At 68.5% G+C, this 12,619-nt stretch carries 8 protein-coding genes; 5 read left to right on the top strand and 3 right to left on the bottom strand.

Annotated elements, in window-relative coordinates; translation table 11 throughout:
- Positions 1-27 precede the first annotated feature (27 nt).
- Both TthTMY_RS06515 and mfd read left to right on the top strand, forming a co-directional pair.
- Entirely contained in the window at positions 28-864 is an 837-nt protein-coding gene (locus TthTMY_RS06515; protein ID WP_223903103.1) for a DegV family protein, read from the top strand.
- A gap of 27 nt (positions 865-891) precedes the next feature.
- Positions 892-3,828, top strand: a complete 2,937-nt coding sequence (mfd, locus tag TthTMY_RS06510; RefSeq protein WP_223903102.1) for a transcription-repair coupling factor — start codon at positions 892-894, stop codon at positions 3,826-3,828.
- Here mfd and TthTMY_RS06505 read toward each other — a convergent pair.
- Together TthTMY_RS06505 and TthTMY_RS06500 are read right to left on the bottom strand one after the other, a co-directional pair.
- Positions 3,825-4,376, bottom strand: a complete 552-nt coding sequence (locus tag TthTMY_RS06505; RefSeq protein WP_096410694.1) for a lipoprotein — start codon at positions 4,374-4,376, stop codon at positions 3,825-3,827. The genes mfd and TthTMY_RS06505 overlap by 4 nt on opposite strands.
- Positions 4,377-4,388: 12 nt before the next feature.
- Positions 4,389-5,732 carry a hypothetical protein gene (locus TthTMY_RS06500; RefSeq protein ID WP_096410693.1) on the bottom strand — a complete coding sequence of 448 codons (1,344 nt, stop codon included), beginning with the start codon at positions 5,730-5,732 and terminating at the stop codon, positions 4,389-4,391.
- Positions 5,733-5,854: 122 nt separating this feature from the next.
- Between TthTMY_RS06500 and TthTMY_RS06495 the strand changes: the two genes are divergently transcribed.
- From TthTMY_RS06495 to TthTMY_RS06485, 3 genes are read left to right on the top strand one after another with little or no spacing between them, the layout of a single operon-like run.
- Positions 5,855-8,146, top strand: a complete 2,292-nt coding sequence (locus tag TthTMY_RS06495; protein ID WP_096410692.1) for a 3-hydroxyacyl-CoA dehydrogenase/enoyl-CoA hydratase family protein — start codon at positions 5,855-5,857, stop codon at positions 8,144-8,146.
- 10 nt (positions 8,147-8,156) lie between these two features.
- Complete coding sequence (locus TthTMY_RS06490; protein ID WP_096410691.1) at positions 8,157-9,350, top strand: thiolase family protein; 1,194 nt, start codon at positions 8,157-8,159, stop codon at positions 9,348-9,350.
- A gap of 11 nt (positions 9,351-9,361) precedes the next feature.
- The gene (locus tag TthTMY_RS06485) at positions 9,362-11,095 is read left to right on the top strand and encodes an acyl-CoA dehydrogenase family protein (protein ID WP_096410690.1); all 1,734 of its coding nucleotides are present in this window, start codon (positions 9,362-9,364) and stop codon (positions 11,093-11,095) included.
- A 57-nt stretch (positions 11,096-11,152) separates the two neighbouring features.
- Here TthTMY_RS06485 and cysS read toward each other — a convergent pair whose 3' ends face one another.
- Entirely contained in the window at positions 11,153-12,595 is a 1,443-nt protein-coding gene (gene cysS / locus TthTMY_RS06480; RefSeq protein WP_096410689.1) for a cysteine--tRNA ligase, read from the bottom strand.
- Between the last annotated feature and the right edge of the window lie 24 nt (positions 12,596-12,619).

Raw genomic sequence — 12,619 nt, 5'->3', positions numbered from 1 at the left:
GGTTGGACGCGGTATACCATAGGGGGCGTGGAGCTTGGCCTCGTGACCGACACCGCCGCGGACCTTCCCCCCAAGGCGCTCCAGGAGGAGGCCATCGGCCTCGTGCCCATCTACGTCCGCCTGGGGGAGAAGCGGTACAAGGACCGGCAGGAACTCACCCCGGACGCCCTCTACCAGGCCATGCGGGCCGGGGCCGCACCCGTGACCGAGCCTCCGGAGGTGGAGGACTTCGTGGGGGTGTACGAGTGCTACCTCCAGGTCTACGACCGCCTCCTTTCCGTCCACGTCTCCGGGGAGCTTTCCCAGACGGTGCAAAGGGCGCGGGAGGCGGCCCTCAGGGTGGCCCCGAACCGGATCCGGGTGGTGGACTCGGCGATGGTCTCCGCGGGGCTTGGGGCGATGGTGCTCCGGGCGGCGGAGATGCTCCGGGACGGCGCCGACGAGGAGGACGTGGTGCAGGAGCTGGAAAGGCTTAAGCGCTCCAGCCTCTACTTCAGCGTGGCCGACCTCTCCCACCTCGCCCGAAACGGCCGCCTCCCCCGCTTTGGCGAGGTGGTGGGAAACTTCCTGGGCTTGAGGCCCATCCTGCGCATTGAGAAGGGGCACATCCGCTTTCTCCGGGTGGCCCGGGAGGGCGCGGTCCCCGAGACCCTGGCCCGGCTGGTGGCGGAGGAGTTAGGGGGGAAGACCGTCCGCGTCGCCATCACCCACTCCGACGCCAAGCCCGAGTGGCTCGAGGGCCTCAAACGGAACCTGGAGAGCGCCCTGCGCCTGGAGCGGGGCAGGGTCATCCGCTCCGGGGCCACCATCGCCGCCAACGTGGGCCTGGGGGCGCTTGCGGTCCACGCCTACGCGCTAGAATAGCCCTTGGCCCTTCGGGGCCGTGGCGGCATGGAGATCGCCCTAGAGAAGCTTCACGGCCACCGCCTGGCCCTTCCGCAGGTGGTGGCGGCCCTTCTTTTCGCAAAGGAGACGCCCCCGGCCCTCCTCCTCGTCCCCGAGGCGCGGCTTAGGCGCTACCGGGACCTCTCCGCCTTCGGGGCCAAGGTCTACGTGAACCCCGGCCTCGAGGCCCTGGAGGAAAAGGCCCTCTTCGTCCTCTCCTACGAGGAGGCCCTAAGCCCCTTCCCCGAGGACCCCGAGGCCTGGCGGCTTCTTCTGGAGGTGGGCCGCGCCTACCCCCGGGAGGCCCTCCTCTCCCGCCTCCTCAGGCTGGGCTACGCCCGGGACGAGGACTACCGCGTCCTGGGGGAGGTGGTGGAGCTCGGCGAGGTGCGCCTGGAGTTCTTCGGGGACGAGCTGGAAAGGCTTTTGGTGAGGGGGGAGGAAAGGCGGCGCCACGTCCTCCTGCCCAAGCCGGGGAAGGCGGAGGGCTTCACCTCCAAGAAGGTCCTCCACTTCCCCGGCCCCGTCTACCTGGACACCCCCGCCCTCGCCCCCGAGGCCCTTTGGCCCCTCCTTGCGGGAAGGCCCGTGGTGGCCCTGGGCGGCGGGGTGGAGCTCCCCCCTTTGGAGCTTGGGGCGAGGCCCCTTCCCCCCTACCGGGGAAGCCTGAAGGCCCTGGAGAAGGACCTCGCCCGCTGGCTCGCCGAGGGAAAGCGGGTCCACCTCTTCGTGGGCCACGCCCGCACCCTGGACTACCTCAAAAGGCGCCTCCAGGCCTTCTCGCCCCTCGTTCTAGACCGATTCCCCGGGCCCAAGGGGCGGCTTGCCCTCCTCCCCGGGGACTTTGAGGGCGGGGCGGAGTGGGGGGAGTGGGTCCTCCTCACCGAGGCCCTGGTCTTCGCCACCGGGGGGGTGCGGGCCAGGGTCCGGGTAGGGGAGGGGCTCAGCGACCCCGGGGCCCTTTCCCCGGGGGACTACCTCATCCACCCCGAGCACGGCGTCGGGCAGTACCTGGGCCTCGAGACCCGGGAGGTCCTGGGGGTCAAGCGGGACTACCTGGTCCTGCGCTACAAGGGGGAAGGGAAGCTCTACCTCCCCGTGGAGCAGCTTCCCCTCCTCAAGCGCCACCCCGGGACCACGGACGACCCCCCGGAGCTCTCCTCCCTGGGCAAGGGGGAGTGGCAGCGGGCCAAGGAGAAGGCCAGGAAGGACGTGGAGGAGCTCGCCGGGCGCCTCCTCGTCCTTCAGGCCAAGCGCAAGGCCACCCCGGGCCGGGCCTTTCCCCCCTTGCCCGAGTGGGACCCTCTGGTGGAGAAGGGGTTTCCCTACGAGCTCACCCCCGACCAGAAGCGGGCCCTGGAGGAGGTCCTCCGCGACCTGGAAAGCCCCCACCCCATGGACCGCCTGGTCTCGGGGGACGTGGGCTTCGGCAAGACGGAGGTGGCCCTGAGGGCCGCCCACCGGGTGGTGGGGCACGGGGCCCAGGTGGCCTTCCTCGTGCCCACCACCCTCCTCGCCGAGCAGCACGGGAAGACCTTTAGGGAGCGCTTCCAGGGGCTTCCCGTGAGGGTGGCGGTCCTCTCCCGCTTCACCCCGCCCAAGGAGGAGGAGGCCATCCTAAAAGGCCTCGCCGAGGGCACGGTGGACATCGTCATCGGCACCCACCGCCTCCTCCAGGAGGACGTGCGCTTCAGGGACCTCGGCCTCCTCATCGTGGACGAGGAGCACCGCTTCGGCGTGGCCCAGAAGGAGCGGATCCGGGAGCTCAAGGCGGAGGTGGACACCCTCTACCTCTCCGCCACCCCCATCCCCCGAACCCTCTACTCCGCCCTGGTGGGCCTCAAAGACCTGTCCAGCATCCAGACCCCGCCCCCGGGGCGCAAGCCCATCAAGACCTTCCTCGCCCCCTTTGACCCCCTCTTGGTGCGGGAGGCCATCCTCTTTGAGCTGGAGCGTGGGGGCAAGGTCTTCTACGTCCACGACCGGGTGGCCTCCATAGAGGCCAGGCGGCGCTTTCTGGAAGGGCTCGTCCCCGAGGCCCGCATCGGGGTGGTCCACGGCCAGATGCCCGAAAGCCTCATTGAGGAGACCATGCTCCTCTTCGCCGAAGGGGCGTACGACGTCCTCCTCGCCACCACCATCATTGAGGCGGGCCTGGACGTGCCCGAGGCCAACACCATCCTCATTGAGCGGGCGGACCGCCTGGGCCTCGCCACCTTGTACCAACTCCGGGGCCGGGTGGGACGGAGGGAGGAGGAGGCCTACGCCTACCTCTTCCACCCGCCTCGCCTCACCGAGGCCGCGGAGAAGCGCCTCGCCGCCATCGCCGACCTCTCCGACCTGGGCTCGGGCCACCTCCTGGCCGAAAGGGACATGGAGATCCGGGGCGTGGGGAACCTTTTGGGACCGGAGCAGCACGGGCACATCCGGGCGCTTTCCCTCGAGGTCTACACCGAGCTTCTGGAAGAGGCCATCCGCAAGCTCAAGGGGGAGGTCAAGGAGGAGCGGAGGCACGTGACGGTGGACCTCGCCCTCTCCGCCCGGCTGCCCGCGGAGTACGTGCCGAGCCTCGAGGCCAGGAGCCGCTACTACAGCCGCTTCGCCGAGGCGAAAAGCCTCGCCGAGCTTTCCCGCCTGGTGCGGGAGCTCAAAGCGCGCTACGGGCCTCTCCCTGAGGAGGCGGAGAACTTCGTGGCCCTCGCCCGGCTCCGCCTGGTGGCGGAGAGGAAGGGGGTGGTGTCCATCACGGAGGGCCTCACCCACCTGGAGGTGGTCTTCCCCCGCTACCCCCTGGACTACGACGCCCGCGGCCTCAAAGGGCTTCCCTACCGGGTGGAGCTTACCCAGTACCCGCCCGGGTTCCGCCTGGAGAAGAAGGGCTTAAGGCCCCGGGACTACCCCGAGGCCCTGATGGAAGCCCTTTACCTCTTCGCCGACCGCTAGGGGATGAGCTTAAAAAGCCGGAGGCGGAGGACCACCTCGGCTTGTTCCAGGGTGTATTCCACCCTGTCGCCACTCCTTATTTGCACCCGGGCTCCCAGGCGGAAGGCACCCCCCTTGATGAGGTCGTAAAGGGGGCTACCGGGCTGGACGCTCACCTCGGCCTCCAGGGGGCCGCTTTCCCCGGGGGCCAGGCTTAGGGAGGAGCTCTTCACCACGAAATCGCCCCCATTGTCGTCGTAGAGGTCCGTGTCCCCCTGGGGGCCTGCCCGGACCTCGAGGGTGAGGTCCGTGGGGAGGGTGCCCGTGTTCCGCAGGGTGACCCGCAGGGCGATGCGGCCATCTTCTAGAGCCTCCGCCCCGTGCAGAAGGATTTCCTGCCCGGCTGGGTCGTCGGGCACGCGCACCTCGGCCTGGGCGAGGTCCAGGTTGCCCGTGCGGTTCGTCTCGGGGACGAAGCTCAAGAGGTCCACCTCCACCCGGTGGACCGTGTGGCCGCTACAGGCCGCGAGGATGAGAGCCAGACTTGCCAGAAAAAGAGTGCGCCGCACAGATCACCTCCACTAGAAGCTCACCGCCAGGGCCAGGCCGTAGACCGGGCCGCCCACCAAGGGGGCCTCGTGGGTGGTGAGGGCCAGGTCCAGGGCCAGGGCTTCCAGGTTCAGGCCCGCCCCCAAGCCGAAGCGGACCCCTCCTTCCAGGCCGATCCCGGTCCTTAGGGCCAAGGGTCCGAGGCCGTACTCTACCCCTAGGTGGAAGGCGGGGGCTGTGCTACCGAAGCGGGCGTCCGCGGCCAAGAGGAGGCTTCCCACCTCCAGGGGGAGGCGGTAGGCCCCGTTCAGGAAGACCTCGGGGGCGGCGAAGGCGCTTTCCTTGGTGGTGGGGGTCCGGGTTTCTCCGCTTTCCGTTCCCGAAACCTCCACCCCGCTCCAGCGGGCGAAGCCCAGGAGGTTCCGCACCCCCAGGCCCAAGGCCCACTCCCCTCCGTCCAAGGCCACGCCCACGTCCCCCCTTAGGCCAAAGCCCCCGCCGCCTCCTCCCTGGCCTAGGGTGTCTTCCAGGAAACCGGGGTAGCTGAGGAAGTAGCGGTATTCGTAGCTCGTTCCGCTCAGATTCCCGTTCCCGTCAAAGGTGGGGCGGGCCTTGGCGTTGGCCTCTGCGTAGGCCAGGCCGTAAAAGCCCTCTCCCCTCATCCCCAGGTAGACCTTCCCGAGGCCGGGGATCTCGGGCAGGGGGGTGGCGAAGCCGAGGGCGAGGCTTAGCCCGCTGCTCAAGGCGCCCGAGGCCTCGAGGACGCAAGGGGAGGGGTCGGCCTTGCAGGCGTCCGGCTTCCCTTCCGCCAAGGCCCGGGCGAGCTCGGGGCTTGGGCTCACCCGTACCCCCTGGACCCCATAGAAGGGGCCGAGGCTCAGGTAGGTGCCGGGGCCGAGGTCAAGGGAGAGGGAGAAGAGGGGTTGCGGGACCAGGGCCTTGGGGTTTTCCGGGGAGGCCCCTACCTGGAAGGAGGGCACCAGGTTCCTTCCCGAGCCATCCGTGATGGAGATCCCATCGGCCCGTACCCGAAACACCACCTCGTCGGGGCTTCGGGCGGGGTTCAGGAGGAAGCTGTCCAGGTGGGCCACCTGATCGTAAAAGCTCAGGAGGTCAAACCCCCTGCGGAAGGCCTCGGGGTCGGTGAAGTAGGTGAAGGGGCTGGTGTCGGGGAAGAGGGGGAGGAGGCGCAAGAGGCCAAGGGGAAGGGGCCAGCCTCCCCGGTCCCAGGTCTTGGGAAAGACGGCGTAGGCGGGGTTGGCCCAGAGGGAGGCGGGGCCGGGGAGGGCTACTCCACCCATGCCCAGGCTCCGCACCCCCTGGGCCAGGCCAAGGCTAAAAAGTGCGGCGGTGAGCCATACAAAAGCTCTTTTCATAGCGGCTTTATCTTAAGCGGCTCCGGGGGGGCTGTCAAGCTTAAGACCTAAGGAAAACGCCCGTCCCCTTTGACAGGCGGGGAACGGAAGGTTAAACTTTGACTCAGTATAAGGAGGTGGCCATGATCAAGAAGGTAGGCGTGGTGGGCGCGGGGACCATGGGAAGCGGGATCGCTGCCCTGGTGGCGAGCGCCGGGGTCCCGGTGGTGCTCTTGGACATCCCCGGGAAGGAGGACCGCAACGAGTACGCCAAGCGGGGCCTGGAGCGCGCCCTCAAGGCCAAGCCCGCGGCCTTCATGGACCCCGAGCGGGCCCGGTACATTGAGATCGGCAACACCGAGGACGACCTGGAGAAGCTCAAGGACTGCGACTGGGTGGTGGAGGCCATCATTGAGAAGCCCGAGCCCAAGCAGGCCCTCTACGCCCGCCTGGAAGGCCTCCTGAAGCCCACCGCCATCATTAGCTCCAACACGAGCGGCATCCCCATGAGGGTGCTTCTGGAGGGGCGCTCCGAGGGCTTCCGCCGGCGCTTCCTGGGCACCCACTTCTTCAACCCGCCCCGCTACCTCCACCTCCTGGAGCTCATCCCCACCCCGGAGACCGACCCCAAGGTCCTGGAGGAAATCCGCCGCTTTGGGGAGAGGATCCTCGGCAAGGGCACCGTTCTCGCCAAGGACTCCCCCGGCTTCATCGCCAACCGCCTCGGGGTCTACGGGATGGTGCAGGCCGTGCGCCTCATGGAGAAGCACGGCCTCACCATTGACGAGGTGGACGCCCTCACCGGGCCCCTCCTCGGCCGCCCCAACTCCGCCACCTTCCGCACCGCCGACCTCACGGGCCTGGACGTGCTGAAGCTCGTGACCGAGGAGCTCGCCCAGGCCACCGGGGAGGACTTCGCCCTGCCCGAGTGGGTCCACCGGCTCGTGGAGGAGGGCCGCTTAGGGGAGAAGGCGGGGGCCGGGTTCTACAAGCGGGTGAACGGGGAGATCTACACCCTGGACTACCGGACCCTGGAGTACGTCCCCCGGACCAAGCTGGAGCTTCCCGAGCTTCGCGCCCTCCGGGACCTTCCCCTGAGGGAGCGCCTCGCCAAGGCCTTGGACCTTCCCGGCAAGTACGGGGCCTTCCTCCGGGAGCTTTTCGCCAAGACCGCCCACTACACCCTGGAGAAGGCTCCGGAGATCGCCTACGACCTCGTCTCCGTGGACCAGGCCCTGGAGTGGGGCTTCGCTTGGGAGGAAGGCCCCTTCAAGAACATGGACGCCGTGGGGCTTTCCCGGGTGGAGGCCCTTTTCGCCGAGCACGGCTTGGAGGTTCCCGGGCTCCTTAGGAAGGCCCAGGGCACCTTCTACAAGGACGGCGCCTACCTGGGGTTTGACGGGGCCTACCACCCCTTGCCCAAGCGGGAGGGCGTCCTCTCCCTAAAGGCCCTCAAGTCCGAGGGCAAGGTCCTCCTGGAGGGCAAGGAGGCGGCCCTTCTGGACCTGGGGGATGGGGTGGCCCTTTTGGAGTTCCGCACCAAGATGAACGCCATTGGGGAGGGGGTCATCCGCATGCTCCAGAAGAGCCTGGAGTATGTGGAGGAGAAGGGCTACCTGGGCCTCGTCATCGGCAACGAGGACCCGAGGGCCTTCTCCGCCGGGGCCAACCTGGCCCTCATCCTCTCCCTGGCCCAGGAGGGGGACTGGGACGAGCTTGCCCTGGCCGTGCGCCAGTTCCAGAAGGCCTCCATGTCCCTCCGCTATAGCCCCTTCCCCGTGGTCGTGGCCCCCTTCGGCCTCACCCTGGGGGGCGGGGCGGAGTTCACCCTGCACGCCGACCGGGTCCAGGCCCACGCCGAGCTTTACATGGGCCTGGTGGAGGCCGGGGTGGGGCTTCTGCCCGCGGGGGGCGGCACCAAGGAGATGCTCCTCCGCTTCACCCAGGAGCTTGCCCCCTACGAGGAGGCCGACCCCTTTGAGGCGGTGAAGCGGGCCTTTAACCTCATCGCCATGGCCAGGACCTCCACGAGCGCCCTCGAGGCCCGCAAGATGGGCTTCCTCCGGGACGGGGACGGGATCAGCATGAACCGGGATTTCCTCATCGCCGACGCCAAGCGGCGGGTTTTGGAGCTCGCCCCCGACTACCGCCCGCCCCTGCCCCCGAGGATCCGGGTCTTGGGGAGCGAGGCCTTGGGCAACCTCCGCTACGCCGTCTGGGCTTTCCGCGAGGCGGGGGAGATCACGGACCACGACGTGAGAATCGGCCTGGAGATCGCCTACGTCCTCTCCGGCGGGGAAGGCCCGGCGCGGGAGGTCTCCGAGTGGGACCTTCTGGACCTGGAGCGCGAGGCCTTCTTGAAGCTCCTCGGCACCCGGAAGACCCAGGAGCGCATCGCCTACACCTTGAAGACGGGCAAGCCGCTTAGGAACTGAGGGGGAGAAGATGCGGGAAGCGGTCATCGTAAGCGCAGTGCGGAGCCCCGTGGCCCGGGGCAAGAAGAACGGGGCCTTGGCCACCTTGCACCCCGTGGACCTCTCCGCCCAGGTGATGCGGGCCGCGGTGGAGCGGGTGGGCCTGGACCCCAAGGAGCTTGAGGACGTCCTCTGGGGGTGCGCCATGCCCGAGGCGGCCCAAGGGCTGAACATCGCCCGCCTGGCCCTCCTTCGGGCGGGCTTCCCCGTGGAGGTGGCGGGGGCCACCATCAACCGCTTCTGCTCCAGCGGCCTTCAGACGGTCGCCATGGCCGCCCAGGCGGTGATGACGGGGATGGCGGACGCCGTCTTGGCGGGTGGGGTGGAGATGATGAGCCAGGTGCCCATGTCGGGCTTCCACACCCGGCTCCACCCCGACCTCACCCCCACGGAGTGGAGCCCCGAGACCTACTCCACCTACATCGGCATGGGCCTCACCGCCGAAAGGGTGGCGGAGCGCTTCGGCATAAGCCGCGAGGACCAGGACCGGTGGGCTTTGAGGAGCCACCAGAAGGCGGCCCAGGCCTGGGCCGAGGGGCGCTTCCCTGAAGTGGTCCCCATCCGGGTGCCCAAGGTGACCTACCGGGGGACCAAGAAGGAGGTGGAGGAGGTCCTCTTTGATCGGGACGAGACGGTCCGCCCCGACACCTCCTTGGAGGCTTTGGCCAAGCTCCGCCCCGCCTTTAAGAAGAACGGCACCGTGACCGCGGGCAACTCCAGCCCCTACTCCGACGGGGCGGCGGCGGTGGTGGTCATGAGCCGGGAGAAGGCGGAGGCCTTAGGCCTCAAGCCCCTCGCCCGCTTCGTGAGCTTCGCCGTGGCCGGGGTGGAGCCCGACGTGATGGGGATCGGCCCGGTGAAGGCGGTGCCCAAGGCCCTGAAGCGGGCGGGCCTCACCCTGGACCAGATCGCCCTCATTGAGTTCAACGAGGCCTTCGCCGCCCAGGTCCTGGCGGTGATGCGGGCCCTGGAGATGCCCGAGGAGAAGACGAACGTCAACGGCGGGGCCATCGCCTTGGGCCACCCCCTGGGGGCCACGGGGGCCAAGCTCACCGCCCAGCTCCTGAGCGAGCTTGCCCGGAGGGGCGGGGGGTACGGCCTCGTCACCATGTGCATCGGCGGCGGCATGGGCGCCGCGGGCGTGTTTGAGGTTTATCCGGCCTAAGGAGGAGGACCATGACCGAGGAGAAGAAGCTTTGGCAAAAAGGCGGCGGCTGGCTTCTTGAGGTCCCGGAGCGGGTCTACACCCCCGAGGACTTTGACGAGAGCGTCAAGGAGATCGCCCGCACCACCCGCACCTTCGTGGAGCGGGAGGTGCTTCCCCTTCTGGAGCGCATGGAGCACGGGGAGCTTGAGCTCAACGTGCCCCTGATGCGCAAGGCGGGGGAGCTCGGGCTTCTTGCCATTGACGTCCCTGAGGAGTACGGCGGCCTGGACCTGCCCAAGGTGATCTCCACCGTGGTGGCCGAGGAGCTTTCGGGAAGCGGGGGCTTCTCCGTCACCTACGGCGCCCACACCTCCATCGGCACCCTGCCCCTCGTCTACTTCGGCACGGAAGAGCAGAAGCGGAAGTACCTCCCCAAGCTCGCAAGCGGCGAGTGGATCGCCGCCTACTGCCTCACGGAGCCGGGCTCGGGTTCCGACGCCCTCGCCGCCAAGACCCGGGCCACGCTTTCTGAGGACGGCAAGTACTACATCCTGAATGGGGTCAAACAGTGGATCTCCAACGCGGGCTTCGCCCACCTCTTCACCGTCTTCGCCAAGGTGGACGGGGAGCACTTCACCGCCTTCCTGGTGGAGCGGGGCACCCCCGGCCTCTCCTTCGGCCCCGAGGAGAAGAAGATGGGCATCAAGGCCTCCAGCACCCGCCAGGTGATCCTGGAGGACGTCAAGGTGCCCGTGGAGAACGTCCTCGGGGAGGTGGGCAAGGGGCACAAGATCGCCTTCAACGTCCTCAACGTGGGCCGCTACAAGCTCGGGGCGGGGGCCGTGGGCGGGGCGAAGCGGGCCCTGGAGCTTTCCGCCCAGTACGCCAACCAGCGGGTGCAGTTCGGCCGCCCCATCGGCCGCTTCGGCCTCATCCAGCAGAAGCTCGGCGAGATGGCGAGCCGCATCTACGCCGCCGAGAGCGCCGTCTACCGCACCGTGGGCCTCATTGACGAGGCCCTCGCGGGGAAGAAGGGCCCCGAGGCGGTGATGGCGGGCATTGAGGAGTACGCCGTGGAGGCCAGCATCATCAAGGTGCTGGGCTCCGAGGTGCTGGACTACGTGGTGGACGAGGGGGTGCAGATCCACGGGGGCTACGGCTACTCCCAGGAGTACCCCATTGAAAGGGCCTACCGCGACGCCCGCATCAACCGCATCTTTGAGGGCACCAACGAGATCAACCGCCTCCTCATCCCGGGCATGCTCCTCCGCCGGGCCCTGAAGGGCCAGCTCCCCCTCCTGCAGGCGGCCAGCCGGCTTCAAAAGGAGCTTCTGGAGCCGAGCTTTGAGGAGCCCGAGGACCTCGAGCTCCACCAGGTCCAAAACCTGAAGAAGCTCGCCCTCATGGTGGCCGGGCTCGCCGTGCAGAAGTACGGCCAGGGGGTGGAGGAGGAGCAGGAGGTGCTGGGGGCGGTGGCCGACATCCTCATTGACGCCTACGCCGCGGAAAGCGCCCTCCTCCGGGCCAGGCGGCTTGGCGGGCTCGCCGAAGTCCTCGCCCGCATCTACCTGGCCCAGGCCCTGGACCGGGCCCAGGCGGGGGCGCTTTCCGTCCTGCCCCGCCTCGTGGAAGGGGACGAGGCCCGGGTGGTCTACTCCGCCGCCCGCAGGCTCACCAAGCGCGAGCCCTTGGACCTCGTGGCCCTGCGCCGCCAGGCGGCGGAGGCGGTGTTGGAGGCCGGGGGCTACCCCATCCCGCGCTGACGCCCGCGTGAGGTAGCCTTACCCCCCGTGCGGGCCTGCCCCGCACGGGGGGGTTCTTTAGCGTTCTAGGCGCCACCTCGGGCCCTCCTTGGTGTCCTCCACGATGACGCCGAGGGCCCTCAACCTTTCCCGGATGAGGTCGCTTCTTTCGTAGTCCTTGGCCCGCCTCGCCTCTTCCCTAAGCTCCAAGAGGAGGGCGATGAGGCCCTCGAGGAGGGGCCCGGAGACCCTTTCCTCCAGGACCCTCTCGGGAAAGAGGCCGAGGATCCCCTCCCCCAGGGTGTGGAAGACCGCTTCGGCCCGGGCCAAGCTTTCCGCTTTGGCCTCGGGAAGGAGCTTGTGGAGCTCGGGGAGGAAGGTGAAGAGGGCGGCCAGGGCCTCGGGGGTGGAGAGGTCGTCCTCTATGGCCTCCATGAAGGCCTTTTCCAGGGCGTCCAGGGCCCTCTCCAGCCCGGGGGTGGTGCCCGGGGGTGCGGTCTTCTTCCGCTCCCGCACCTCCCGGTAGGCGTGGAGGAGGCGGGCGTAGCCCCTTTTGGCGCTTTCCAACCCTTCCCAGGTGAAGTCCATGGGGCTTCGGTAGTGGGTCTGGAGGAGGTAGAAGCGGAGGGCCATGGGCTCGTGGGCCTTGAGGAGGTCGTGGAGGAGGACCAGGTTCCCCGTGCTCTTCGCCATCTTCTCCCCCTCCAAAAGCACGTGGTTGTGGTGCATCCAGTGACGGGCGAAGCGGAAGCCCGCGGCCTCCGCCTGGGCGATCTCGCACTCGTGGTGGGGAAACTGCAGGTCAATCCCCCCGGCGTGGAGGTCAAAGCCCTCCCCCAGGTACTTGAGGCTCATGGCCGTGCACTCAATGTGCCAGCCGGGGTACCCCTCCCCCCAGGGGCTCTTCCAGCGCATGAGGTGCCCGGGCTCCGCCGCCTTCCAGAGGGCGAAGTCCAGGGGGTCTTCCTTCTCCTCCCGCACCTCCACCCGGGCTCCCGCCCTGAGCTCCTCCAGGCGTTTTCCCGAGAGCTTCCCGTACTCGGGGAAGGAGCGCACCCGGAAGTAGACGCTTCCCCTTCGCTCGTAGGCCATGCCCCGCGCAAGAAGCCTTTCCGTGAGCTCCAGCATCTCCGGGATGTGGCCTGAAGCCCTCGGGGCGATGGAGGGCCTGAGGACGTTCAGGGCCTGCATGGCGTCAAAGTAGCTCCACATGTACTTGTCCGCCACCTCCATGGGCTCCAGGCGCTCCAGCTTGGCCCGCCTTACGATCTTGTCCTCGCCCTCGTCGGCGTCGTCGGTGAGGTGGCCCACGTCGGTGATGTTGGAGACGAAGCGCACCTTGTAGCCCTTGTGGAGAAAGTAGCGCCTTAGGACGTCGTAAACCACGGGCCCACGGGCGTGGCCCAGGTGGGGGTCGGAGTAGACCGTGGGGCCGCAGACGTAGATCCCCACGTGGCCGGGGACCGCGGGCTCAAAGGGCACCTTGCGGCGCGCCAGGGTGTCGTAGATCACGAGGCCCATATGGGGGATTATAGGCCCGTGGCA

Origin of the sequence: Thermus thermophilus, assembly GCF_019974155.1 — a bacterium.
GTDB classification, from domain to species: domain Bacteria; phylum Deinococcota; class Deinococci; order Deinococcales; family Thermaceae; genus Thermus; species Thermus thermophilus_C.
The sequence above is the reverse complement of the archived record's forward strand: the minus strand, read 5'-3'. Positions and strand labels throughout refer to the sequence as shown.